The following is a 23,331-nucleotide window of genomic DNA, read 5'->3' as shown; positions in this document are numbered from 1 at the left end:
TATGCCGGCTTTCCGTTTCGAAGCGATCGACCACGCGGGCAAGACGCAAAAGGGCGTACTCGATGCCGACAGCGCCCGCGCCGCGCGCAGCCAGTTGCGCACGCAAGGTCTGACGCCGCTTATCGTCGAGGCGGCGGGTACGCGGACGCGCGGCGAACGGCAGCAACGCCTTTCGCTCGGGCGGCGTCTGTCGCAGCGCGAGCAGGCCATTCTCACGCGTCAGCTCGCGAGCCTCTTGATCGCGGGTTTGCCGCTCGGCGAAACGCTCGCGGTTCTGACCGAGCAGTCCGAGCGCGATTACATCCGCGAACTCATGGCCGCGATCCGCGCCGAAGTGCTCGGCGGGCATTCGTTCGCCAATGCGCTGGCGCAGCATCCGAAAGACTTCCCCGAGATCTATCGCGCGCTCGTCGCGGCGGGCGAGCATACCGGCAAGCTGGGTCTCGTGCTCTCCCGTCTCGCGGACTACATCGAGCAACGCAATGCGCTGAAACAGAAGATCATTCTGGCGTTTACGTATCCGGGTATCGTGACGATCATCGCGCTTGGCATCGTCACGTTTCTTTTGAGTTATGTCGTGCCGCAGGTCGTGAACGTGTTCGCCAGCACCAAGCAGGCGCTGCCCGTTCTCACCGTGATGATGATGGCGCTCTCCGCGTTCGTGCGGAATTACTGGTGGGCCATGCTGGTCGGCGTCGCGCTTTTCGCGTGGATCGTCAAGAGCATTCTCGCGCGGCCCGGGCCGCGCATGGCGTTCGACCGCTGGCTGCTCACCGCGCCGCTCATCGGCAAATTGGTGCGCGGCTATAACACCGTGCGCTTTGCCAGCACGCTCGCCATTCTGACGGCCGCCGGCGTGCCGATCCTGCGCGCGCTGCAGGCCGCGGGCGAAACCCTGAGCAACCGGGCAATGAGCAATAACGTCGACGACGCCATCGTGCGCGTGCGTGAAGGTTCGTCGCTGTCGCGCGCGCTCGGCAACACGAAGACGTTTCCGCCCGTGCTGGTGCATCTGATCCGCTCCGGCGAAGCCACCGGCGACGTCACCACCATGCTCGACCGTGCCTCTGAAGGCGAAGCGCGCGAACTCGAACGCCGCACGATGTTCCTGACGAGTCTGCTCGAACCGCTGCTCATTCTGGCGATGGGCGGCGTCGTGCTGGTGATCGTGCTCGCGGTGATGCTGCCGATCATCGAACTGAACAATCTGGTGCAGTAATGAACAGCCTGCAAATTCGCCTGATATCGCTCGCCGCCCTCGCGCTCTTTTGCGTGACCGTGACGTACTGGGTCGTCACGCTGACTTCGCGGCAGACCGCGCCCTTGCCCGCTGCCGCCGCCACGCGCACGCCGTCGGTGGAACAGGCCGCGACTATTTTCGGCGGACAACTGGAACGGCAAGCGAATCAGGATGTGCATCTGTTCGGCATCCTGGCCCTGCAGCACGGCGCGGCTGCTATCGTCAGTTATGGCGGCGAGCCGGCCCGCGCGATCTCGCTCGGCGGTCCGCTCACGCAAGGCGTGAAGCTTTCGGAAGTGCGCGCGCGTTCGATCATCATCGATCGTAACGGCTCGAAGTCGGAGATCTTCCTGCCGCAGATGCCTCCTGGACCGACGATCTACGTGCGCTAAAGCGCCGCGCGGCGGGTTCGTTCGCGTGTTCATGCGAACGCGCTCGCTAGAATGCTCGGCGGGAATTTTCAATAACAGCGGGCGCAAGCCCCGGATTCATATCAAGAGGTAGTAGTCATGCAATTGTGGACACAACGCCGCATGAACGTTGCAAAGGCGCGCCGTCAGGGCGGTTTCACGCTGATCGAAATCATGGTGGTGATCGCCATTCTCGGCATTCTCGCCGCGCTTATCGTGCCGAAGATCATGAGTCGTCCGGACGAGGCGCGCCGCGTCGCCGCGAAACAGGACATCGGCACCATCATGCAGGCGATGAAGCTGTATCGCCTGGACAACGGCCGTTATCCGACGCAAGAGCAGGGTTTGCGCGCGCTGATCGAGAAGCCGACCACGGAACCGGCGCCGAACAACTGGAAGGACGGCGGCTATCTGGAACGTCTGCCGGCCGACCCGTGGGGCGCGCAGTATCAATATCTGAATCCGGGCGTGCACGGCGAAATCGACGTGTTCAGCTACGGCGCGGACAACAAGGCGGGCGGCGACGGCAACGACGCCGACGTCGGTTCGTGGCAGTAATCTCATCGAAGGAATGATCGTGGGCAGGCGCGATATGCATAGAGGCCGTGAAGCAGGCTTCACGCTGCTGGAAATGCTCGTCGTGCTGGTGATCGCGGGTCTGCTCGTGTCGCTGGCTTCGTTGCAGCTCACGCGCAATCCGCGCACCGACCTCAACGAGGAAGCGCAGCGTCTCGCGCTCCTGTTCGAATCCGCGGGCGACGAAGCGCAAGTGCGCGCGCGGCCCATCGCGTGGCAGCCTTACGACGGCGGTTTTCGCTTCGATATCCGCACCGAGGACGGCTGGCGTCCGCTGCGCGACGATCTGCTGCGGCCGCGTCCGTGGGAAGGCGGCGTGACGAGCGCGACGATCCAGTTTCTCGATTCCGACAAGTCGGCGAGCCGCCTCGTCTTCGGCACCGAAGCCATCGACACGCCCATGGAAGTCACGCTCGTTTCGCCGGCAGGGCGCGCGACCATCGTCGGCAGCGGCAATGGCCGCTTTCAGGTGCGGTGATGTGCACCCGGCGGAAGGAACGCGGCTTCACGATGATCGAAGTGCTGGTTGCGCTGGCGATCATCGCGGTGGCGCTTGCCGCGTCGCTGAGGGCGGTCGGCGCGATTGCCAACGGCGAGGCGGATTTGCATCGGCGTCTGCTTGCCGGCTGGAGCGCGGATAACGAGCTCGCGCAGATTCGGCTGGCGCACACGTTCCCGGAGATCGGCTCGCGCACCTTCGAATGTTCGCAGGGCAACCTGAAGCTGGTCTGCACGCAGCGCGTCACCGCGACGCCCAACCCGATTTTCCGGCGCGTCGAGATGTTCGTCACGACGCCGGGCCGTTCGGGCTATCTCGCGCAAATGGTCACGGTGGTGGCGAATGAAACGAACCGCTCCCTCTGACGCCGCGAGGCAGCGCGGCTTTACGCTGCTGGAAATGCTGATCGCCATCGCCATTCTGGCGGTGATCGCGGTGCTGTCGTGGCGCGGGCTCGACTCCATCATCCGCGCCCGTGCGACCATCACCAATTCGATGGAAGACGAGCGCGTGGTCGCGCAGTTGTTCGATCAGATGCGTATCGACGCGCGTCAGGCCGCCACCGACGACGAAGCGGGTCAGCCCGCGGTGTCGATCGACAACGGCTCGCTGCAGATCGTGCGCGGCATGTTCGCGGTCGGTGCGCCGCCACGCTTGCAGGTGGTGCGTTACCGTTTGTCGGACGGACGCATCGTGCGCTTCGCGTCGCCGCCGCTCGCGAATGTGGGCGAAGTGCGGCGCGCGTTGTCATCGAGCGATACGGCGGACGGCTGGAACGCGGTGCAGTTGATGGGCGGCGTGGCTTCGCTCGCCTCGCGCGTCTATATTCCGCAGAAAGGCTGGACCACGAGGATGAACGACGTGTTCTCGCAGATCAACGAGAACGACAACAACCTGAAGGTGCCGCAGCTCGGCAACGCGCCGCTGCCGCGCGCGGTTTCGGGAATTCAGGTGGCGGTCGGCGCGCGCAATCTCGCCGTGCCGATCACGCGTGTATTCATGGTCGGAGAATGACGATGCGCGCCAGAAGCCGGAAAGAACGCGGAGTCGCGATCATCAGCGCGTTGCTGGTGGTCGCGCTGTCGGCCATTCTGGTGTCGGGCATGTTGTGGCGTCAGCAGGTGCAGGTGCGGCGTATCGAAAATCAGCGGCTGCTCGCGCAGGCGCAGTGGATTTCGCGTAGCGCGCTCGACTGGACGCGCCTCATTTTGCGCTCGGAAGCCGATACCTCACCGACCGTCACGTATCTCGGCGGCGTGTGGGGTGTGCCCATCGCGAAGACGAGGCTGTCGGACTTTCTCGGGCAGATCGGTGAAGTGCGTTCGCAGGAAGGCGCGCAGACGTTTCTGTCCGGATCGATTGAAGACGCGCAGGCGAAGTTCAATCTGCGCAACCTCGTGTCGACGCCAACGCCGGGCGTACTGACCATCAACGTCGAACAGATTCAGGCGTTCCAGCGGCTGCTTACGCTTCTCGGCATCAACGGGTCGCTCGCGAAAACGGTGGCGCTGCAGATACGCGCGGGTCTCGCGCGGTCCGCGACGCGTTTTCAGACGCAAACGGGCAACAGCACCACGACGAGCACGACCACGCCGGACGCGACCATCGCGGCGATTGCGCAGGGCGGCGGCACGGGCGGCGGCAATTTCACCGACGATCCCGGCCTGAAGGACGCGGATACCGACGCGCCCGTCGCGCCCTTGCAGATGATCAGCGTCGACTCGCTGCTCGACGTGCAGGGTTTCTCGCCGGAAGCCGTCGCGAAGCTCAGGCCGTTCGTCACCGTTCTGCCGACGACGACCGCCGTGAACATGAACACCGCGCCTGCCGAAGTGGTCGCGGCCGTGGTGCCGGGAATGAATCTCTCGCAGGCGCAGGCGTTCGTCGCGCGCCGCGAGACGGTGTTCTTTCACGATACCGGCAACGTGCAGCTCGCGCTCACCGGCGCGGGCGTGAAGACCGCGACATCGATCGATCCCAGCGAGCTCGATGTCACCACACGCTATTTCGTGATCCGTGGGCGCGTCGAACATGAGCGCGCGCAGCTGGAACGCTCGACGCTCGTGTACCGCGATCCGACCACGCATACGACGCGCATCGTCTATACGCGCGACGCGCTTTAAATGAGAGGAAGTGGCCTTTGAGCACACTGATCGTTCTACTACCGCCGCGCGATCCGGCGGTGCGCTCGGAAGAGTGGCATCTGCCCGACCTGCCGTTCGTGCTGCTCGACAAGCGCGGCGAAACTCAGCGCGCTGGCCGCGCATCGCTCGGCTTGCTGCCGCGTGCGAACGCGACCGTGCTGATCGTCGCCGCGCGCGACACGCTGCTGCTCGCCGCGCAAGTGCCGCCGCTGAAGGGGCCGCGCTTGCGTCAGGCGCTGCCGAACGTGATCGAGGATCAGGTGATCCAGGACGCGCAGACTTGCCATATCGCCGTCGATCCCGTCGCGCTCGCCGATGGCCGGCGCGTGCTCGCGGTCATCGATCGCGGCTGGTTCCGCTTCGTGCGCGAGGCATTCTCTGGCGCGGGGCATCGCAATGTGAAGGCGGTGCCCGCCATGCGTTGCCTGCCGATTCCGTCCCGCGAAGCCGATGAAGCACTTGCCGCGCCGCCGTTCGTCGCCGGACTGCTCGGGCATGTGGTTTCGACCGCGCCCGCGCTGATCGGCGAAGTGGCCGCGCCGGCCGCGCTTGTCGCGCCGCGCATGGAAGTGGCGATTGCGCGCGGCGAGCACGCGGCGCTCGGCGAGGGACTCGCCTTGCCGTCCGATTCCATCGCCGCGACGCTCGACGCTCTCGCGGGCGATCAGCCGGTCACCGTGTATTCGCTTCTCGATCTTCCGGGCGACGAGCCGCGTCTCGCGTCGTCGCGGGCGGCGGCTAGCATCGTCGGCGCAGAGCCGCTCGCGTTCGAGTCGCTCGCACGCAATGCGCTCGCGAGCCGCTTCGATCTGTGCCAGTTCGAGTTCGCCGCGCAGCCGTGGCGGCTCGACCGCACGACGATGCGCCGTCTGCGCGTGCCGATCGCGCTCGTGGTGGCGTCGATCGTCGTGTCGATCATCGGGATCAACGTGCAGTGGATTCAGCTTGCGCGTCAGCGCGACGCGATCAGCGCGCAGATGACGGAGCTGCTGCTCAACGCCTTCCCTAAAACCACCGTCGTGCTCGACGCGCCCGACCAGATGACGCGCAATCTCGATCGTCTGCGCGTGGCGTCGGGCGAGCTGTCGCCATCGGATTTTCTGACACTCGCCGATGGCCTCGCGCGTTCGCTCGGGCCGGTGCCGGTGAACGGCATCGCGGGGCTGGATTATCGCGATCGGCATCTCGAAGTGACGTTCAAACCGGAGACGAAGGTCGATGGCGATCTTTCCCGGCGTCTTTCGGCGAACGGGCTGAACGGTGCAATCGACAGCAACACGGGTAAGTGGACGATCAGGAGCGGTCAATGAAAGCGGAACTCGGACGTTCGCTCGGGGAGTTTTGGGAGGCGCGCACGGCACGCGAAAAGGCGCTGCTGTTTTGGGGCGGACTGGTTCTCGGCCTCGCGCTCGTGTATCTGGTGCTGTGGGCGCCTGCCTTCGAAGGGCGCGGCCGCTTGCGCGACACGCTGCCCGCCATGCAACGCCAGCTCGCGACGATGACCGCGCAAGCCAACGAGGCGCGCTCGCTCGCGGGCAATTCGGATAGCGTAACGCCGACGGGCGGCGCCTTGCGCGATGCGCTCACCAAGTCGCTGGCGGACAGCGGCATGCAGGCGACGCAGGTGCAGGTGATCGGCGCGGCGGTGCAGATTCAGTTGAAGAACACGTCGTTTCCGAACTGGACGCTGTGGCTCGACGACGCCCGCAAGCAGTTCAAGGTGCAAGTGTCGGAGGCGCATGTCACGGCGCTTCAGCCGGATGGCCAGGTGGATCTGACGGCATCGCTGCAACCGGCGAGCGTGAAGTGACATGAGCTATTGGACTCGCCGAATCCGGTACGCGCTGCCGGCTTTTTTTGTGATGATCTTGTCGGTCGCCGGCACGCTGCTCGTAATGCTGCCCGCCGCCTGGATCACGCCGCAATTCGCGCGCGTAACGGGCGGCCGCGTGAATCTCGTCGATCCGGCGGGTTCGCTCTGGCGCGGGTCCGCCACGCTCATGCTCGCGACGGGCGGCGACGTTTCCGGCGCGACGCTGCTGCCGGGGCGTATCGAGTGGACGACGGCGTTTTGGCCGCTTTTCACGGGCCGCGTTCACATGACCATGCGCCAGAGCGAAGCGATGCCCGACGCCGTGATCGTCGATGCCACGCCGCGCGGCGCGTTTCTTTCGGCTGGCGGGATCGCCGTGCCGGCCACGTTGCTTTCCGGACTCGGCGCGCCGTTCAACACGCTGAACTTCGATGGTTCGGTGCGGCTCACATGGACCGAGTTCCGCGTGCTCGGCAGGAATGCGTATGGTCAGGTGGTCGTCACGCTGGACGACATGTCGTCGAGAGTATCGCGGGTGAAGCCGCTCGGGTCGTATCGGGTGGCGTTGCAGGCGCAGGGTGAATCGGCGGAAATCGATCTCACGACTACGCGTGGCCCGCTCCTGCTGAAGGGAAACGGCACGGTGTCGCAGGGATCGACGGCGTTCAACGGCACCGCGACGGCGGCGCCCGAGCAGCGTGAGAATCTGGCGGGACTGTTGAATCTGCTAGGCCGGCATACGGATCAGGATACGGTGGCGCTGACCTTGGTGCGGTGAGGCGGTGCTGGCTTTCCGATGTCTTTAGTGCCGGTGCGGTTGTGCAAGTTGTCTTTCCAACGGCGCTTCGGATTGAGCGGTTCGTGCGCGCACGTTGAACAACGGAGGCGCACTGAGCGCACCGCTTGCGCTCGCGAGATTCTTACTCAGCTGGCTTGTGCTTGCTTGCCCGCAACGCGGCGCACCAGGCAACACGCATGCGTTCGAGCTTGCACGGGCGTTTTAGTCGGCTGACGCGCGCTTGTCGCTAGCCGATAGCGTCTGACTGACGATATCGGAAGCCGAAGCCGAAGCCGAAGCCGAAGCCGAAGCCGAAGCCGAAGCCGAAGCCGAAGCCGAGGCTGGCGCCTGCGCCGCCCCCGTTTCCTGATCCATCTGCGCGACATCCCACCCGCCGCCTAGCGCCTTCACCAATCCCACCGACGAGACCATCCGCTGTCCCGCGATATTCGCCAGCTTCTGCTGCGCCGTGAACGCCGTGGTTTGCGCGGTCAGCACGTTGATGAACGCGACCGTCCCCGCCTTGTACTGATTGTTGATGATCGCGAGCGCCTGCTGCGCCGACTCCACCGCCTGCTGCTGCACGACGACTTCCTTCTCGAGAATGCGCAGCGAAGCGAGATTGTCTTCGACATCCTGAAACGCCGTCAGCACCGTCTGCCGATACGTCGCGACATTCTGGTCGTAAGCGGCACGCGCGGCGTCCGTGCGGGCGGCGCGCAAACCGCCATCGAAAATGGTTGCGGCGATGTCCGGGCCGAGCGTCCAGAAACGCGACGGCGCGCGCAGCAATTGCGACAACACCGAGCTTTCGAAGCCGCCCTGCGCGGAGAGCGTGAGCGTGGGAAAGTACGCCGCGATTTCCACGCCGATCTGTTCGTTCGCCGCCGCAGCCTTCCGTTCGGCCGATGCGATATCCGGCCGCCGTTCGAGAATCGCGGATGGCATCTGCGCGGGCACGGTCGGCGGCGTGGCATCGAGCGGCATCTGCGCCAGCGAGAAGGTCGAAGCCGCCTCGCCGATAAGCACCGCGATGGCATGCTCGTACTGCGCGCGCGCGACGCCGTTATCGATTGCCGATGCCTGCGCCGACTGCAACTGCGTCTGCGCCTGAATCACGTCCGAGCGCGCGACGATTCCCTGCCCATACTGATTCTGCGTGAGCTTCAGCGACTGCTGATAAGCGGCGACGGTATCGTCCAGAAGCCGTTGTTGCGCGTCGAGCGAGCGCAACTGGAAGTAGGTCTGCGCGAGCGTGCCTTGCGCGGACAGACGCGCGTTCGCAAGATCGGCTGCCGCGCCCTGCTGGCCGGCCTTCTGCGCCGATACCGTGCGGCTCACGCTGCCCCAGAGATCAGGCTCCCAAGTGGCATCGAGCGATGCGCTGAAGCTGTTGCCGACGGTGCTGGAACTGTTGCCGAACGTAGAGGTGCTCGTGGAACGCGTGCCCGCACCTTGCCCAGAGCGCGATCCCGAAGCCGACGCACCGATGGTCGGGAAATATGCCGCGCGCGCCTCGCCGACGAGCGCCCGCGCCTGCCGATAAGCCGCCGCATATTGCGCAACCGTCTGGTTCGACTGATTCAGCCGCGCTTCGAGGTCGTTGAGCGTTGCGTCGTCGTAAATGGTCCACCACGTTCCGCGATCGGTCTGATCGGCGGGTTGCGCGACTTTCCAGCCTTCGGGCGCTTCCTTATAGGACGCGGGCATTGCCGTGGACGGGCGCTGATAGTCGGGGCCGACCGCGCAACCGGCGAAGGACAACGCCAGCGTGGCCGCAAGCGTAGTGGCGGAAAGGCGCAGCGAGGATGAAACAGCGAGGCGAGACGGCATCTGCTTTCGAAATTCCTGTCGGCGGCGCTTCGTCCGATACGACGAATGCGACTGCCGAGATGGTAACGGAACGCTCGCGAAGCAGGTCGTGAGACTTGCGCGCGAGCGTCAGGCAGACGTTAGGGTAACGGCTTCGGCGTAAGGTGGGTGTTACGCGGCAGCGGGAATCGGTTACGACGCGTTACGCGCTTCAGGCGCCGCCTGCTCCGCCGCTACTGGAGCAAGCGCACGGCGCGGGAAGCAAGGTGCGGTTGGATGCACGCGCCGGCTTTTCAGTCTTGCGCCGCTGCCGATTCTCGAACCATCCCATGGCCAGCACGATGAACGAACCGCCCGGCATCAGGAACACGATCAGATACAACGCGAATTTCCACGAGTTCAGATTCGGCGGAACGAACTGACGGGATGCGTTGGCGATCGAGCTGCTGACTTGGCCGAAACGTCGGCCGGCGGTGCGGGCAAAGCGGGTCATTGAAGGGTCCTTGGGGCGTCGCGAACGACGCATCGGGCAATCAGAACATGGTCTCGGGTGGCGCATGTCGCGCGTAACTCGGTGCCTTAAATAATATTGACTATGCAAGTAGTTTTCAAGATACTACCGATTGCTTTTTTCGGAATGTTGCTTTTCCGGGACGTTGCATGGCTTTGCGCGTCGTCCCACGGACCGTCGAATGACCAGCGAACCGCTTTACGATCCGGCCACGATTCAACTCGACACCAGCCTTGGCTACTACCTTGCAAAGGCTCGCAACGTGTTGATCGCGCGAACTGACGAAGCGCTGCGGCCGCTCGATCTGACGTCGCAACAAATCGGCGTGCTGCTTTTCCTGGCAGCGGGTCGAGCGCGCACGCCGCTGGAACTGTCGCGCGAGATGTCTTACGACAGCGGTTCCATGACGCGCATGCTGGACCGGCTGGAGAAGAAGGGTTTCATCGGCCGCACGCGTAGCGACGCGGACCGGCGCATCGTCGAACTGAATCTGACGGACCGTGGCCGCGCCGCCGCCGCGCAACTGCCCGCGCTCGGCGCTGCGGTGCTGAACGAGCAGTTGGAAGGCTTCAGCCGGGCCGAACTCGATCTTCTGACGTCGATGCTAGCGCGCATCATCAGCAATTCGCCTGGTGCTGGCCGCGCAGGTTGCGTCGGATGTGTGGAAGACGCCGGGGAGTAACAAAGCAGCGGCAACGTAGCCGCCAAAAGCCGCGCATTTTGCTGTCTGGGCAGAGAATGCCGTGGCACGGACTTTCGAACGCATAAGAGAAAAGATATGTCGACGACCGCGACTGCCGAACCCGCCACGCCCGCGCCGCGTCCGCTCACGGGCGGCATCCTCGCCTTGCTGACAATGGGCTTGGCGCTCGGCACCTTCATGGAAGTGCTCGACACATCCATCGCCAATGTCGCCGTGCCGACCATTTCAGGAAGTCTGGGCGTCGCGACGAGCGAAGGCACGTGGGTAATTTCCTCGTACTCGGTTGCATCCGCGATCGCCGTGCCGCTCACCGGCTGGCTCGCGCGCCGCGTCGGCGAAGTGAAACTGTTCACTATCTCCGTGCTGTTGTTTTCCGTGGCGTCGGCGCTTTGCGGCTTCGCGCATAACTTCGAATCGCTCATCGGCTTCCGGCTGCTGCAAGGCCTCGTATCCGGCCCCATGGTGCCGCTGTCGCAAACCATCCTCATGCGCAGCTATCCGCCGGAAAAACGCGGACTCGCGCTCGGTTTGTGGGCAATGACTGTCATCGTCGCGCCAATTTTCGGTCCCGTGATGGGCGGCTACATCACCGACAACTACACGTGGCCGTGGATCTTCTATATCAATGTGCCGATCGGCATCTTTTCGGCGGCGATTGCGTACTTTCTCCTGCGCGGACATGAGACCAAGACGACGCGACAGCGCATCGACGCCGTCGGGCTCAGTTTGCTCGTGATCGGCGTCGCGAGCCTGCAGATGATGCTCGATCTCGGCAAGGACCGCGACTGGTTCAACTCGACGTTCATCGTCACGCTGGCGATCGTCGCGGCGGTATCGCTCGCGTTCATGTTCGCGTGGGAAGTGACGGAAAAAGAACCGGTGATCGACCTGTCGCTGTTCCGCGACCGCAATTTCGCAATGGGCGTGATGATCACTTCGCTGGGCTTTCTCGCGTTCTTCGGCTCGGTCGTGGTGTTGCCGCTGTGGCTGCAAACCGTGCTCGGCTATACGCCGTGGCTCGCGGGTCTTGCAACCGCGCCGGTCGGCATACTCGCGCTCGTGCTCTCGCCGATGATCGGGCAAAACATGCATCGCATGAATCTGCGCGTGGTCGCGAGCTTCGCGTTTATCGTGTTTGCGTTCGTGTCGTACTGGAACTCGACCTTCACGCTCGATACGCCCTTTAGCCACATCATCTTTCCTCGTCTGATTCAGGGCATTGGCGTCGCGTGCTTCTTCGTACCGATGACGACCATCACGCTATCGAGCGTCTCCGACGAACGGCTCGCGGGCGCGGCGGGGCTCTCAAATTTTCTGCGGACCTTGTCGGGCGCGATAGGCACGGCGGTCAGCACGACCTTCTGGGAGAACGACATGATCCGCCATCATTCCGTGCTCACGGAGTCGGTGAGCGCCTATTCCCAGGGCACGACCGCTTATTCGGACCTTCTCTCGGGACTGGGGCTTTCAGGGCAGGCACTGACGGCGCAACTGGACCGCGTGGTGTCGGCGCAGGCGTACATGATGTCGACCAACGACTTCTTCCGCATTTCCTTCTATGCGTTTCTCGTGCTCGCCGCGATGGTCTGGCTGACGCGCCCGAGGAAAGGCGCGTCGGCCACGACGGGACACTGACGCCTATTGCGGCGTGAGCGGTTCGCCCGACTGGCCCGGCTGGCTGTCGAGATTGAGCGGTACAGGCTGCGGATTCGTCTGCACGGCTTGCGGCGTTGCGCTCACGGGGCGCGTCGCGCCATTGCGCACGAACTGCTTGAAGTCCGCGCCCGCCTGCCACGGACCCGGCTGGCAGCCGAGCGGACTGTCGCAATGCGCGGCGAAACCGATCGTGGCCGTGCCTTCGTTGCTCGGCGTCTTGGTGATCTGGTAAGCAAGCGCGCGCTTGCCGCTCGACGGTCCTGCCGTCTGGATGATCGAATCCGTGATTGCTTGAAGCTTGTACTCCGAATGATTCGTCACCCAGACTTGCGCGCGCGCCCACCAGGCGTCGCATTCCAGCTTGCTCATGCAGGTGAGCGGCGCGGTGGCCTGCTCCATCGTCTGACTGCTGACCTGGCCTTCGCTCGTGCAGCTCGCGAGCAGAACCAGCGCTGCCGTCGCCGATGCGGCCTTCAGTAATTTGGTGCTCATTGCATCCCCGCTAGTCGATAAGTCATTGATCATTTTGACTGATCCCGCCGGGCGGCGTTTCTGCGCGTTTCGGGTTGTTTCAAACACGCGTAACGCTTGCCGCGCGCACGAGGCGCGGGCAAGGTAAAACTACGCGCCGGTTCAGCGCGCGCCCGCCTTGTAGTCGCGATACGCGGTGACGAATTCGTCGAACGTTTCGGTTTGATTGCGTTCGATCTCGGCTTGCTCTTCCAGCGACTTCGCGGCAAGCGCGGCCATCTCGCCTGCTTCTTCGGGCGAAAGCGGATGCTCGCGGAAGAACTCCGCATGCTGGCGGCTCAATTCGAGCGCGAACGCATCGAACGATTGCTGCTTGTCGCGCATCGTCTGAAGCACGCGTGCCGAAGGCGTTAGCGATGCATCGCGAATGCGCGGCCGCAGTGCTTCGAGCACGCGTGTGGTGTCGTTCGTGCCGTCGAGTTGATCGAGGATCTTCGCAACCGGCGCAATGGCGTCGAACAATTCCTCGGCCCATTGCTGCATCGACACGGACGCGCCGTCGCGCGTGAGCGTCAGTCCTGGCTTGCGCCCTTCCTTCGATACCTTGGTGAAGTTGCCGTTCGCTTCGAGATTCGCTTCGCGCGAGAGCAACGGGCTGTCTTCGAGCGCGCAGTAAAGCAGATAGGCGTCGAGAAAGCGCGAAGTGGCGAGGGAAATGCCGGTCGGCTCGAACGGATCGATATCCAGACAACGCACTTCGATGTACTGCACGCCGCGATCGGCCAGCGCATGCAGCGGACGCTCGCCCGAACGCGTGACGCGCTTAGGCCGAATGGTCGAGTAGAACTCGTTTTCGATCTGCAACACGTTGGTGTTGATCTGCACCCACTCGCCGTTACGCTGCGTGCCGATGGCCTGATAAAGCGCATATGGCTGGCTCACGGCGTTCGCGAGCACGTCGACATACGCGGCGAGATTGTCGTAACTCGGCAATAAATCCGCCTGCGCGGGGTTGTTCGTGTAGCCGAGATCGCTCATGCGCAGACTGGTGGCGTGCGGCAGATAGAACGTGTCCGCGTCGAGCGCTTCCAGGCTATGTGCCTTGCCTTCGATAAAGCGCCGGTTCAGCACGGGCGATGCGCCGAACAAATACATCAGCAGCCAGTTCGTGCGCCTGAAATTGCGGATGAGCGCGAAATAACGCTCCGACTGGAAGTCTTTCGCCGAGAGCGTGCTCGACGGATCGAGCGCTTGCCACGCGCGCCAGACGTTTTCGTCGAGCGAATAGTTGTAGTGGATGCCCGCGATACATTGCATCGTGCGGCCGTAGCGCAGCGCCAGCCCGCGCCGGTACACGTGCTTGAGCGTACCGATGTTCGACGTGCCGTAAAACCCGAGCGGAATGTCGTCTTCTGGCGGCAGCGAACAGGGCATCGAATCGTTCCACAGCAACTCGTCGCCGAGATGCGCGTAGGCGAAACGATGCAGCAGATCGAGACGATCGAGCGTCAGCGTGATATCCGTTTCCGCCGGCGTGATGAGTTCGACGAGCGCTTCCGAATAGTCGGTCGTGATGAGCGGATGCGTCAGCGCCGAGCCGAACGAACGCGGATGCGGCGTCGTCGCGAGCTTGCCTTCGGGCGTCACGCGCAGGCTTTCTTTCTCGATGCCGCGCAAGCCTTGACGCAACGCGTTGGCGTGCGGTCCGGACGCGAGCGCGGCGAGCCGGCGCTGATAGGCGCCGGCCTTGGGGTGAGCGGATTGCTGGTTTGCCATTGAAGCCGTTGAGCGAGGAGCGCAGGTGTTTCGCGCCCGGTCTTATTTTCGGGTAGCGGGCACTTTAACATCTCGGTGTTCGACGTGCTTGAGCCCAATGGCGACGGGCATTTACGGGGATTTCCGGGGTTTGCGGTGCGGCCGCGCTCAGGACTTCGCGTCCCTTTGCGCGCGTTCGGTATCGAGCAGGGCCTCCTTGCGCGTCACGCCCCAGCGATACCCCGTGATCGCGCCGTCCTTGCCAATCACGCGATGGCAGGGAATCGCGAGCGCCACCGGATTCGACGCGCACGCGTTCGCCACCGCCCGCACCGCGCGCGGCGCGCCGAGCGCTTCGGCGATCTCGGAATAGGTGCGCGTCTGCCCGTAGGGAATGTTGCGCAACGCTTCCCAGACGCGCCCTTGAAACGCCGTGGCGCCGATGTCGAGCGGCAAATCGAAACGTTCGCGCGTGCCCTGCACGTAGGCCAGAACTTGCGCGACGAACGGCTCCAGTCGCGTGGCATCCTCGATTCGCTCGGCCATGGCGAATTCCACCGCCAATTGATCGATGAGTGCGCGGCCATCGTCGCCGAAAGCGATCTTGCAGATGCCCTTGTCGGTTGCCGCGACCAACACGACGCCGAGCGGCGTGTCGGCCGTCGTATAGCGCACGGTCGAGCCCGCGCCACGGCGCTTGTAGGCCGATGGCGTCATGCCGAGTTCGGCGGGAACGGCGTCGTACAGACGCGAAGGCGAGCCGAAACCGGCGTTGTTGGTCGCGCGGGTGACATCCTGGCCGTGCTGCAAGGCTTCACGCAGCACGCCTGCGCGCCTCGCCGCCTGATACTGCCGCGGCGATACGCCGACGATGCGCGAAAACAAGCGCTGCAAATGAAACGGGCTGACGTGCACGGCGTCGCTCAGTTGCGCGAGCGTCAGGCGCCGCTGTGGATCGGCGTCGAGTACCTTGCACGCGCGCTCGACAATCGCGAGTTCGCGCGGCAGGCCGGTCGGCTGGCAACGCTTGCATGGCCGATAACCCGCTTCGGCGGCGGCATCCGTCGTCTGGAAGAATTCGACGTTCTCGCGTCGCGGCGCCCGCGACGCGCACGACGGACGGCAGAATACGCCCGTGGTGCGCACCGCGAAGAAAAAAGCGCCGTCGGCGCGCGCGTCGCGATCGACCACGGCTTGCCAGCGGCCGGCGTCGGTATCGAAATCAAGGACGATCTGAAAGGTTTCCGCGATGTTCATGGCTGCTCCAGTGGAAGGGCGTGAATCCACTGTAAGGCCCTGTGAGAAAGGTTACGCGCCGTTTCTTGCGCTGTCATCGCGCGCCGCGTCCAGCAATTTCAGAATTGTGACGCACAGATGCCACACTTCGGCGCCATAGGGGTTTTTACTAAAAAAACTATTGCGTCGCATCAAGTGGCTGTGTAGTATTGGAACTGTCTCCTCCATGTCTCCTCCTGATATGGATTCAGCCCGCCAACTAGGCGGGCTTTTTTTCGTCTGTCGTTTTTGGCGATGCCGCGCGCCGCGTGGCTTTCGGGCGTAAAAAAACCGGGCGTCTGAAGCTAGCCCGGTTCGTTTTCACCGAGTTACATCACAGCACGTAGCGAGAAAGATCCTCGTCCTGCGCCACGTCGTTCAGTGCGCGATCCACATACGCCGCGTCGATTCGCACCGGCGTGCCCGCGTGGTTCCCCGCCGCGAACGACACTTCCTCCAGCAACTTTTCGATCACCGTGTAAAGCCGCCGCGCGCCGATGTTCTCCGTCTTCTCGTTCACCGAGAACGCGACTTCGGCGAGACGCCGGATGCCGTCATCGGCGAAATCGAGTTCCACGCCTTCGGTCGCGAGCAGCGCCTTGTATTGCTTGACGAGACTTGCATCGGTGGAATTCAGGATCGACTCGAAGTCCTGCACGGACAACGAATCCAGCTCGACGCGAATGGGAAAACGCCCTTGCAGTTCGGGAATCAGATCGCTCGGCTTGGCCAGATGGAACGCGCCACTCGCGATAAACAGAATGTGATCTGTCTTGATCATCCCGTATTTCGTGTTGATGGTCGTGCCTTCGACGAGCGGCAGCAGATCGCGCTGCACGCCTGCGCGCGACACTTCCGCGCCGCCGGTTTCGCTGCGCGACGCGATCTTGTCGATCTCGTCCAGAAACACGATGCCGTTTTGCTCGACGTTCTGCACCGCGCGGCTCTTGACCTCTTCGTCGTTGAGCATCTTGCCGGCTTCCTCGTCGGTGAGCAGCTTGAGCGCTTCCTTCACCTTCACCTTGCGGCGCGTCTTCTTGCCGCCGCCGATGTTCGCGAACATCGAACGAATTTGCTCCGTCATGTCTTCCATGCCCGGCGGACCCATGATGTCCATGCCGACTTGCGGCTGTTCGACATCGAGTTCGATTTCCTTGTCGTCGAGCGCGCCTTCACGCAGCCGTTTGCGGAAGGTCTGACGCGTGACGTTGTTGCTGTCCTCGGCCGATTCCGCCGCGCTCGACGCGCCGAAGCCAACCGGCCGCGCGCTCGGCAGCAGAATGTCGAGGATGCGGTCTTCGGCGCGATCCTCGGCCTTCGTGCGGACTTTCTTCATCTCCGATTCGCGCGTCTGCTTCACCGAAATCTCGATCAGATCGCGCACGATGCTGTCCACGTCGCGGCCGACGTAGCCCACTTCGGTGAACTTGGTCGCTTCGATCTTGATGAACGGCGCGTCCGCGAGCTTCGCGAGACGTCGCGCGATCTCGGTCTTGCCGACGCCCGTCGGCCCGATCATCAAAATGTTCTTCGGCGTGATTTCCTGACGCAGCGGCTCGGCGACTTGCTGACGGCGCCAGCGATTGCGCAGCGCGACCGCGACCGCTTTCTTCGCGCGGCCCTGGCCGATAATGTGTTTGTCGAGTTCCGAGACGATTTCGGCGGGAGTCATGGTGGTCATCGTTGGTCCTTTGCGCGCGTGCGCTTACTCGATCGTCTCGATGACGCGATTGTGATTGGTGTAGATGCACATGTCGCCGGCGATGGTCAGCGCCTTCTCGACGATTTCGCGCGGAGAGAGTTCGGTGTTTTCGGCGAGTGCCTGTGCCGCGGCTTGCGCGTACGCGCCGCCCGAGCCAATGGCGCAGATGCCGTTTTCGGGATCGAGCACGTCGCCGTTGCCGGTGATGACGAGCGTGGCTTGCGCGTCGGCGGCAATCAGCATGGCTTCGAGACGTCGCAGCATGCGGTCGGTGCGCCAGTCCTTGGCGAGTTCGACGGCTGCGCGCGTGAGATTGCCCTGATGCTTTTCCAGCTTCGCTTCGAAGCGGTCGAGCAGCGAGAACGCGTCGGCCGTGCCGCCGGCGAAGCCGACCAGCACCTTGCCGCCATAGATACGGCGCACTTTCTTCGCACCGCCTTTCATGACGATATTGCCGAGCGTCACCTGACCATCGCCGCCCAACGCGACTTTGCCGCCGCTTCGCACGGAGACGATGGTCGTGCCGTGAAATTGTTCCATGTGCGTTCCTTGAGAAAACGAAGGACGCGGGCGGCTCGATCTAAAGAACCGCCACGCAGTCGAGAATTCGATGGAGTGCACGGCGCGGGGTTCCGCCCAACTCGAAAAGACGAGCGTCCGGCGCCGCGCACGCGCCGTCGTCGTGAACGGGCGCGTCGGATTCATTTTAGGGCGATGGGGAATTTATCAAGACACGCGATGCGCAGGACGCGCCGCGCAAACAAAAAGGCACACGCGGATGCGTGTGCCTTGCGTGTACCGGAGCGTTCGAACACGCGAATTTCGCGGCGGCGTCTTCCCCGTGGCGGGCGGCCCCGCGACGTTCGCCGAGAGAGACGCGCTTCAGTCGCCGAACAGCTTCTGACGCAGTTCGCGGCGTTCCTGTGCCTCGAGCGAGAGCGTGGCGGTCGGGCGCGCGATGAGACGCGGAATGCCGATCGGCTCGCCGGTTTCCTCGCACCAGCCGTAATCGCCGGACTCGATGCGCGCGAGCGACTGCTGCACTTTCTTCAGGAGCTTGCGTTCGCGGTCACGCGTGCGCAGTTCCAGTGCATGCTCTTCCTCGATGGTCGCGCGATCCGCCGGGTCCGGCACGATCACCGTTTCCCGCAGGTTCTCGGTCGTCTGTCCGGCATTCTTGAGAATGTCGGCTTGCAACTGTTCGAGCCGGTTCTTGAAGAAGGCGAGCTGTTCCTCGTTCATGTAGTCCTTCTCGCTCATCTTCAGGATTTCGGCTTCGGTCAAGAGTTTCGTTGTCATCTGCTTGCTTCTTCAATGTAAGGCGAAGTCTTCCGCAACGCCCCGACTACATTACCCGCATGCAGCGTCATGGCATCACGCGACACGTCGATGCGGGGCCGAACTCCTCTGGAAACCGATTACGGATGTAGCCGGTACGCGGGGCATTTTTTCGCATGTCCGCGTTCCGGGCCTTCCTGCGTTGTTTCGATTCGCCTTCCCCCGCTAAATCGAGATAACGCAAAACAGGCCATCCCTTCTCCTGACATCCGACAGCGTAAGGCTCAGATGTGACTTCAAGCCATGCGCCAAACGGATTTGCCCTTCTCCAGTGGGGCTGTATTGTAACTGAACCGCAATTTCCGACGACAACGAGAAAACCCTGTCAATTTATGTCGGAATTTCAAAAATATAACGCGTGGACGTACAAAAAGCGATGCTGCTTCGTGGTCGCGACTACACACGCCGCACGAAAGTCACGCTACGAAAAACGCCGCGCGCGATAGGCCGCGGCGGCGTTTCCAGCTTTTCGCGCACGCTTCCTGAAGACGGGAACCGCAGCTATCAAGCGATATGCATGCCAATCTATTTGACGAGGCAGGCGTCGAGGCCGTCGAAAATCAGATCCTTCGGCAACTCGATACCGATGAACACCATCTTGCTGTTCTTCTTCTCGATCGGCATCCACTTGCTGGCGAGGTCGCTGCCCATCATCTGATGCACGCCCTGGAACACGACCTTGCGATCCACGCCCTTCATATAGAGCACGCCCTTGTAGCGCAACAGACGCTCGCCGTAGATCTGCAGGATGCCGCCCAGGAAGTCTTCGAGGCGGTTCGGATCGAACGGCTTGTCGCTGCGATACACGAACGACTTGATCTTGTCGTCGTGATGCGCGTGATGGTGATGATGATGCTCATGGTCGTGGCTATGATCGTGACCGCAAGTGGCGTGATCGTGGTCGTCGCCGTGATCGTGCGCGTGGTCATGGCCGTGATCGTGTTCGTGGTCGTCTTCCGCGAGGAAATCCGGGTCGATCTCGAGCTTCGAATTCAGATTGAAGCCGCGCAGGTCGAAGATTTCCTTGATGTCCGCATCGCCGAAATTGACGACGCGAATGGCCGCGCGCGGGTTCATGTGCAGCAGGCGATGCTTGAGCGCTTCGAGCGCGGCGGCATCGACGAGATCGGACTTGGTGATGAACAGGCGGTCTGCGAAACCGACCTGACGCTGCACCACTTCGTGCTGGTCGAGCTGCGCGTTCGCGTGTTTTGCATCGACGAGGGTGATGATCGCGTCGAGCAGGAATTCGTCTGCGACGGTGTTGTCCATGAAGAACGTCTGCGCCACGGGGCCCGGATTCGCGAGACCCGTCGTTTCGATCACCACGCGGTCGAAATCGAGCGTCCCCGCCTTCTTGCGGTTAGCGAGGTCTTCCAGCGCACGCGCCAGATCGCCGCGAATCGTGCAGCAGATGCAGCCGTTGCTCATCTGGATGATCTGCTCGTTCGTTTCCTGCACGAGGATTTCGTTGTCGATGTTCTCTTCGCCGAACTCGTTCTCGATCACGGCGATCTTCATGCCGTGCTGCTCGTTCAAAATGCGCTTGAGCAGCGTGGTTTTGCCGCTACCCAGAAAGCCGGTCAGGATGGTTACGGGAATCATGGTGTCGCCTGTGTCCTTGTCTGTGTTCGGGGATTGCGCGGGCCGCGGCAGGCGCAATGAGTCGAATATTGAAACATATTTGCCGAACCGGTGCTCCGTGCGACCCGGTTACGTGGCCGCTAGATAAGGGCGCTCACGCAATTTGCAACAGCAGCCCTTTCAGGTATTCGCCTTCGGGAAAAGCCGTCAGCAAAGGGTGATCGACGCCCGCGCCGAGCCGCTTGAGGATGCGCGCATCGACACGCGCGTCCGACGCCGCGCCCGCGACGATCTTCTGGAAGAGGTCCGAATCGATCGCGCCGGAACACGAATACGTGAAGAGCAGCCCGCCCGGACGTAGCAGCTTGAAACCGCTGAGGTTGATGTCCTTGTAAGCGCGCGCGGCGCGCTCGACGCTCTCCTTCGACGGCGCGAACTTCGGCGGATCGAGCACGATCAGGTCGAAGCGCTGGCCTTCGTCGTAAAGACGGCGCAAGGTCTTGAACGCGTCGGCGTCGAGCCATTCGGCGCGTTCGGCGTCGAAGCCGTTTGCCGTGACGTTGGCGCGCGCCAGGGCGAGCGCGTCGCCGGACGAATCGACGGACACCACGCGCGTGGCGCCGCCCTTGAGCGCCGCGAGCGAAAAGCCGCCCGTGTAGCAAAAGCAGTTGAGCACTTCGCGGCCTTCCGCGTTTTGCTGAACCAGCACGCGGTTGTCGCGCTGATCGACATAGAAGCCTGTCTTGTGGCCGTGCATGACATCGACGTGATAGCGCACGCCGCATTCGTTCGTGATGAGCGTCTCGGGCGGCGCGTCGCCGGCGAGCACGCCGGTGGTTTGCTCGAGCCCTTCCTTCTGGCGAATCGACACATCCGAGCGTTCGTAGACATTTGGACAGCCGGTGGCGTCGATGAGCGCCTGCACGATCGCCTCTTTCCAAGCTTCGACGCCCGTCGCCATGAACTGGCAAACGAGTTGCGCGCGCGCGCCTTCGTCGGCGACGTAGTAATCGACGATCAAACCGGGCAAGCCGTCCGCTTCACCGAAAATGAGACGGGTGGCGCCGGTATCGCGCACCATCGTCTGCCGATGCGCGACCGCGCGCTGCACGCGACGCTTGAAGAACGCGTGATCGACAGGTTCGGCTTCGTCGAAAGACCAGACGCGCGCGCGAATCTGCGAATGCGGGCTATACGACGCGCGCGCCAGAAAGCGGCCGTCGGCCGCGCGCACGGCGACGGTCGCGCCAGGCGCGGGATTGCCGTCGATCCGCGCGACGGCGTTGGCGTAGATCCACGGATGGCGGCGAACGAGCGACCTGTCCTTCGCCGGTTTGAGCGTGATGGTATGCATGAGAATGTCAGGCGCGGGCGCTCATGCAAGCGCCCGCAGGTTAATCGCGCTTCTTCGCGCGCGGGTGCGCTGAATCGTAGACGCGAGCGAGATGCTGAAAATCCAGCGATGTATAGACCTGCGTGGCCGTGATGCTCGCGTGACCGAGCAACTCCTGCACGGCGCGCAGGTCGCCGCTCGATTGCAGAACATGCGTGGCGAACGAATGCCGCAACACGTGCGGATGTACGTTCGACGGAATGCCCGCGAGGAGCGCCATGCGCTTCACGCGCTCGCGCACCACGCCGGGCGCCATGCGGTTGCCGCGCACCGAAATGAAGAGCGCGTGCGGGTCGTGCTTAACGAATTCGCCGCGTACCGCGATCCACGCGCGCAAGGCATCGACTGCCTTGCGTCCGACTGGAACCGAACGCCGCCGGTTGCCCTTGCCGAGCACCGTCACTTCCTCGTGCGCGAGATTGAGCCAGCCTTGCGAGCGGTATTCGGCGGTCTCGACGAAATGCACGTCCAGCCCGACCAGTTCGGCGAGCCGCAAGCCGGACGAGTAGAAGAGTTCGAGGATCGCGTGATCGCGCGCGGCTTCGGTTGTGCCGGCCTGGGGCGCGTCCATGAGCGCCATGGCGTCATCGACGGAAAGCGCCTTCGGCAAGCTCTTCTCGCGCTTGGGCGCGCGAATGGTCGCCACCGGATTCGCGGGCATGTCGACTTGCTGCGCGAACCATCGATAAAACGCCCGCCACGCCGACAGCCGATGCGCGATGGAGCGCGACGACAGCCCCGCCGAATGCGCCCTGACCACCGCGCCGCGCATATCGAGCGCGGTCAGCGATTCGAGCGGACGGTCTTTGGCGAGCGCGCGCAGTTCGCTCAGTTCGTACGTATAGCCACGCAAAGTGTGTTCGGACAGACGCCGCTCGTGTTCGAGCATCGAAAGATACGTGGCGATGGCTTCGGCGGCGTCCATGGCGATCTCAGTAAGGCATCAGACGGCTCAAAGCCGCGCTGGCCAATGCGCCGATCTGCGTGAGGAAGTCGGTCGCCATGCCGTCGTGAAAGCGGCGCGGATCGGGCGAGCCCATGACGAGCAGGCCGAAGGTGGGCGCATCCGGACCGGCTTGCGGATCGCGCAGGGCGATCAGCGAGATCGATTCGATCTTGCGCTGCGCGGCGCCTTCTCCGGCAACGGTCGTAGCCGACGCCGAGTTCGGCGCGCCAAGCCACTGCGCCGCCGCGAAGCCGCTGTTCGCGCCGCAATACGGCACTTCGAGGTTATTCGCGAAGATGCGCACTTCCTCGCCGACCTGACGCGCGAAGTCGGCCTGGCGATACCCTTCGTCGACATCCCAGACGCGCAGCGCGGCGTGCGGAACGTCGAAGACTTCGCACAAGCCGCGACTGATGGTCGAGGGCAACGCGTATGGATCGCGCTGCGCGATCACGCGCACGGTCCAGCGGTTGAACTTCGTCGAGATGCTGTCGTTTTCGTGGCCGTAGCGCAGCAGTTCGGCGAGGCGCCGTTCGAGTTGCTTGTTCTTGTCGCGCAGCATTTCCATCTGGCGTTCCTGCAGCGACACGGCGGATTTGCCGTGCGGATTGGACAACCGGATCGTGCCGAGCAGTTCAGCGTGCTCGGTGAAGAAATCGGGGTTGTCGAGCAGATAATCGGCGACTTCGCGTGGATTCATGGTCGATGGTCGTAATGATGCGATG

Annotated in this window: 24 protein-coding genes; 12 read left to right on the top strand and 12 right to left on the bottom strand. The window is 63.4% G+C overall.

What is annotated here, in order from left to right; all coding sequences use genetic code 11:
- Nucleotide 1: 1 nt before the first annotated feature.
- The 10 genes from gspF (at nt 2) to P9292_RS26280 (ending at nt 7,460) form a co-directional block, all read left to right on the top strand.
- On the top strand, nt 2-1,219 hold the full coding sequence (gene gspF / locus P9292_RS26325) for a type II secretion system inner membrane protein GspF (protein WP_250492852.1): 1,218 nt from the start codon (nt 2-4) through the stop codon (nt 1,217-1,219).
- Entirely contained in the window at nt 1,219-1,632 is a 414-nt protein-coding gene (locus tag P9292_RS26320) for a type II secretion system protein N (RefSeq protein ID WP_244826641.1), read from the top strand. The genes gspF and P9292_RS26320 overlap by 1 nt, the downstream gene beginning before the upstream one ends.
- Before the next feature lie 117 nt (nt 1,633-1,749).
- Entirely contained in the window at nt 1,750-2,208 is a 459-nt protein-coding gene (gspG, locus tag P9292_RS26315; protein WP_244826642.1) for a type II secretion system major pseudopilin GspG, read from the top strand.
- A 13-nt stretch (nt 2,209-2,221) separates the two neighbouring features.
- On the top strand, nt 2,222-2,704 hold the full coding sequence (locus tag P9292_RS26310) for a GspH/FimT family pseudopilin (protein WP_244826643.1): 483 nt from the start codon (nt 2,222-2,224) through the stop codon (nt 2,702-2,704).
- Nucleotides 2,704-3,090, top strand: coding sequence for a type II secretion system minor pseudopilin GspI (gene gspI, locus P9292_RS26305; RefSeq protein ID WP_244826644.1), 387 nt, complete (start codon nt 2,704-2,706; stop codon nt 3,088-3,090). The genes P9292_RS26310 and gspI overlap by 1 nt, the downstream gene beginning before the upstream one ends.
- Nucleotides 3,068-3,739 carry a prepilin-type N-terminal cleavage/methylation domain-containing protein gene (locus P9292_RS26300; RefSeq protein ID WP_309962003.1) on the top strand — a complete coding sequence of 224 codons (672 nt, stop codon included), beginning with the start codon at nt 3,068-3,070 and terminating at the stop codon, nt 3,737-3,739. Before gspI ends, P9292_RS26300 begins: the two co-directional genes overlap by 23 nt.
- Nucleotides 3,736-4,848: a type II secretion system minor pseudopilin GspK gene (gene gspK, locus P9292_RS26295; RefSeq protein WP_309962001.1), complete on the top strand. Its 1,113-nt coding sequence runs from the start codon at nt 3,736-3,738 to the stop codon at nt 4,846-4,848. The genes P9292_RS26300 and gspK overlap by 4 nt, the downstream gene beginning before the upstream one ends.
- A gap of 17 nt (nt 4,849-4,865) precedes the next feature.
- Complete coding sequence (gene gspL, locus P9292_RS26290; RefSeq protein ID WP_244826647.1) at nt 4,866-6,179, top strand: type II secretion system protein GspL; 1,314 nt, start codon at nt 4,866-4,868, stop codon at nt 6,177-6,179.
- A complete protein-coding gene (gspM, locus tag P9292_RS26285; RefSeq protein WP_244826648.1) occupies nt 6,176-6,679 on the top strand; it encodes a type II secretion system protein GspM in 504 nt (167 codons plus the stop codon). The genes gspL and gspM overlap by 4 nt, the downstream gene beginning before the upstream one ends.
- A 1-nt stretch (nt 6,680) precedes the next feature.
- Nucleotides 6,681-7,460, top strand: a complete 780-nt coding sequence (locus tag P9292_RS26280; RefSeq protein WP_244826649.1) for a type II secretion system protein N — start codon at nt 6,681-6,683, stop codon at nt 7,458-7,460.
- Nucleotides 7,461-7,682: 222 nt separating this feature from the next.
- Here the strand turns inward: P9292_RS26280 and P9292_RS26275 are convergent, their stop codons facing one another.
- Nucleotides 7,683-9,293, bottom strand: coding sequence for an efflux transporter outer membrane subunit (locus P9292_RS26275; protein ID WP_309961998.1), 1,611 nt, complete (start codon nt 9,291-9,293; stop codon nt 7,683-7,685).
- A 190-nt stretch (nt 9,294-9,483) separates the two neighbouring features.
- Complete coding sequence (locus P9292_RS26270) at nt 9,484-9,765, bottom strand: hypothetical protein (RefSeq protein WP_244826651.1); 282 nt, start codon at nt 9,763-9,765, stop codon at nt 9,484-9,486.
- 199 nt (nt 9,766-9,964) lie between these two features.
- On the opposite strand from P9292_RS26270, the gene P9292_RS26265 reads away from it, so the two are divergent.
- Entirely contained in the window at nt 9,965-10,465 is a 501-nt protein-coding gene (locus tag P9292_RS26265) for a MarR family transcriptional regulator (RefSeq protein WP_309961996.1), read from the top strand.
- Nucleotides 10,466-10,561: 96 nt separating this feature from the next.
- Nucleotides 10,562-12,121: a DHA2 family efflux MFS transporter permease subunit gene (locus tag P9292_RS26260; RefSeq protein WP_250466235.1), complete on the top strand. Its 1,560-nt coding sequence runs from the start codon at nt 10,562-10,564 to the stop codon at nt 12,119-12,121.
- A gap of 3 nt (nt 12,122-12,124) precedes the next feature.
- Here the strand turns inward: P9292_RS26260 and P9292_RS26255 are convergent, their stop codons facing one another.
- The 10 genes from P9292_RS26255 to P9292_RS26210 form a co-directional block, all read right to left on the bottom strand.
- Nucleotides 12,125-12,634 (bottom strand): hypothetical protein, encoded by a 510-nt coding sequence (locus P9292_RS26255; protein ID WP_244826654.1) that lies wholly within the window; start codon nt 12,632-12,634, stop codon nt 12,125-12,127.
- Between the two features lie 141 nt (nt 12,635-12,775).
- Nucleotides 12,776-14,389: a glutamate--cysteine ligase gene (gshA, locus tag P9292_RS26250; protein WP_309961992.1), complete on the bottom strand. Its 1,614-nt coding sequence runs from the start codon at nt 14,387-14,389 to the stop codon at nt 12,776-12,778.
- Between the two features lie 147 nt (nt 14,390-14,536).
- Complete coding sequence (gene ada, locus P9292_RS26245; RefSeq protein ID WP_309961990.1) at nt 14,537-15,625, bottom strand: bifunctional DNA-binding transcriptional regulator/O6-methylguanine-DNA methyltransferase Ada; 1,089 nt, start codon at nt 15,623-15,625, stop codon at nt 14,537-14,539.
- A gap of 352 nt (nt 15,626-15,977) precedes the next feature.
- On the bottom strand, nt 15,978-17,324 hold the full coding sequence (hslU, locus tag P9292_RS26240) for an ATP-dependent protease ATPase subunit HslU (protein WP_244826657.1): 1,347 nt from the start codon (nt 17,322-17,324) through the stop codon (nt 15,978-15,980).
- Between the two features lie 24 nt (nt 17,325-17,348).
- The gene (hslV, locus tag P9292_RS26235) at nt 17,349-17,885 is read right to left on the bottom strand and encodes an ATP-dependent protease subunit HslV (RefSeq protein ID WP_244826658.1); all 537 of its coding nucleotides are present in this window, start codon (nt 17,883-17,885) and stop codon (nt 17,349-17,351) included.
- Nucleotides 17,886-18,227: 342 nt separating this feature from the next.
- The gene (dksA, locus tag P9292_RS26230) at nt 18,228-18,644 is read right to left on the bottom strand and encodes an RNA polymerase-binding protein DksA (protein WP_035962045.1); all 417 of its coding nucleotides are present in this window, start codon (nt 18,642-18,644) and stop codon (nt 18,228-18,230) included.
- A gap of 564 nt (nt 18,645-19,208) precedes the next feature.
- Nucleotides 19,209-20,288 (bottom strand): GTP-binding protein, encoded by a 1,080-nt coding sequence (locus P9292_RS26225; protein ID WP_250509697.1) that lies wholly within the window; start codon nt 20,286-20,288, stop codon nt 19,209-19,211.
- A 133-nt stretch (nt 20,289-20,421) separates the two neighbouring features.
- Nucleotides 20,422-21,621 carry a class I SAM-dependent rRNA methyltransferase gene (locus P9292_RS26220; protein ID WP_309961987.1) on the bottom strand — a complete coding sequence of 400 codons (1,200 nt, stop codon included), beginning with the start codon at nt 21,619-21,621 and terminating at the stop codon, nt 20,422-20,424.
- Between the two features lie 40 nt (nt 21,622-21,661).
- The gene (xerC, locus tag P9292_RS26215) at nt 21,662-22,585 is read right to left on the bottom strand and encodes a tyrosine recombinase XerC (RefSeq protein WP_250509699.1); all 924 of its coding nucleotides are present in this window, start codon (nt 22,583-22,585) and stop codon (nt 21,662-21,664) included.
- A 7-nt stretch (nt 22,586-22,592) separates the two neighbouring features.
- Nucleotides 22,593-23,306, bottom strand: coding sequence for a DUF484 family protein (locus P9292_RS26210; RefSeq protein ID WP_244826662.1), 714 nt, complete (start codon nt 23,304-23,306; stop codon nt 22,593-22,595).
- Nucleotides 23,307-23,331: the final 25 nt, after the last annotated feature.

Origin of the sequence: Caballeronia sp. LZ001 (assembly GCF_031450875.1) — a bacterium.
GTDB lineage: Bacteria > Pseudomonadota > Gammaproteobacteria > Burkholderiales > Burkholderiaceae > Caballeronia.
Note: the sequence above shows the minus strand (reverse complement) of the source record. Positions and strands in the feature narration are given on the sequence as shown.

Excerpts from the sequence above, each read along its gene's own strand:
- gspF (WP_250492852.1), top strand. The coding sequence starts at position 2 with ATGCCGGCTTTCCGTTTCGAAGCGATCGACCACGCGGGCAAGACGCAA.
- P9292_RS26320 (WP_244826641.1), top strand. The coding sequence starts at position 1,219 with ATGAACAGCCTGCAAATTCGCCTGATATCGCTCGCCGCCCTCGCGCTC.
- gspG (WP_244826642.1), top strand. The coding sequence starts at position 1,750 with ATGCAATTGTGGACACAACGCCGCATGAACGTTGCAAAGGCGCGCCGT.
- P9292_RS26310 (WP_244826643.1), top strand. The coding sequence starts at position 2,222 with ATGATCGTGGGCAGGCGCGATATGCATAGAGGCCGTGAAGCAGGCTTC.
- gspI (WP_244826644.1), top strand. The coding sequence starts at position 2,704 with ATGTGCACCCGGCGGAAGGAACGCGGCTTCACGATGATCGAAGTGCTG.
- P9292_RS26300 (WP_309962003.1), top strand. The coding sequence starts at position 3,068 with ATGAAACGAACCGCTCCCTCTGACGCCGCGAGGCAGCGCGGCTTTACG.
- gspK (WP_309962001.1), top strand. The coding sequence starts at position 3,736 with ATGACGATGCGCGCCAGAAGCCGGAAAGAACGCGGAGTCGCGATCATC.
- gspM (WP_244826648.1), top strand. The coding sequence starts at position 6,176 with ATGAAAGCGGAACTCGGACGTTCGCTCGGGGAGTTTTGGGAGGCGCGC.
- P9292_RS26280 (WP_244826649.1), top strand. The coding sequence starts at position 6,681 with ATGAGCTATTGGACTCGCCGAATCCGGTACGCGCTGCCGGCTTTTTTT.
- P9292_RS26275 (WP_309961998.1), bottom strand. The coding sequence starts at position 9,293 with ATGCCGTCTCGCCTCGCTGTTTCATCCTCGCTGCGCCTTTCCGCCACT.
- P9292_RS26270 (WP_244826651.1), bottom strand. The coding sequence starts at position 9,765 with ATGACCCGCTTTGCCCGCACCGCCGGCCGACGTTTCGGCCAAGTCAGC.
- P9292_RS26265 (WP_309961996.1), top strand. The coding sequence starts at position 9,965 with ATGACCAGCGAACCGCTTTACGATCCGGCCACGATTCAACTCGACACC.
- P9292_RS26260 (WP_250466235.1), top strand. The coding sequence starts at position 10,562 with ATGTCGACGACCGCGACTGCCGAACCCGCCACGCCCGCGCCGCGTCCG.
- P9292_RS26255 (WP_244826654.1), bottom strand. The coding sequence starts at position 12,634 with ATGAGCACCAAATTACTGAAGGCCGCATCGGCGACGGCAGCGCTGGTT.
- gshA (WP_309961992.1), bottom strand. The coding sequence starts at position 14,389 with ATGGCAAACCAGCAATCCGCTCACCCCAAGGCCGGCGCCTATCAGCGC.
- ada (WP_309961990.1), bottom strand. The coding sequence starts at position 15,625 with ATGAACATCGCGGAAACCTTTCAGATCGTCCTTGATTTCGATACCGAC.
- hslU (WP_244826657.1), bottom strand. The coding sequence starts at position 17,324 with ATGACCACCATGACTCCCGCCGAAATCGTCTCGGAACTCGACAAACAC.
- hslV (WP_244826658.1), bottom strand. The coding sequence starts at position 17,885 with ATGGAACAATTTCACGGCACGACCATCGTCTCCGTGCGAAGCGGCGGC.
- dksA (WP_035962045.1), bottom strand. The coding sequence starts at position 18,644 with ATGACAACGAAACTCTTGACCGAAGCCGAAATCCTGAAGATGAGCGAG.
- P9292_RS26225 (WP_250509697.1), bottom strand. The coding sequence starts at position 20,288 with ATGATTCCCGTAACCATCCTGACCGGCTTTCTGGGTAGCGGCAAAACC.
- P9292_RS26220 (WP_309961987.1), bottom strand. The coding sequence starts at position 21,621 with ATGCATACCATCACGCTCAAACCGGCGAAGGACAGGTCGCTCGTTCGC.
- xerC (WP_250509699.1), bottom strand. The coding sequence starts at position 22,585 with ATGGACGCCGCCGAAGCCATCGCCACGTATCTTTCGATGCTCGAACAC.
- P9292_RS26210 (WP_244826662.1), bottom strand. The coding sequence starts at position 23,306 with ATGAATCCACGCGAAGTCGCCGATTATCTGCTCGACAACCCCGATTTC.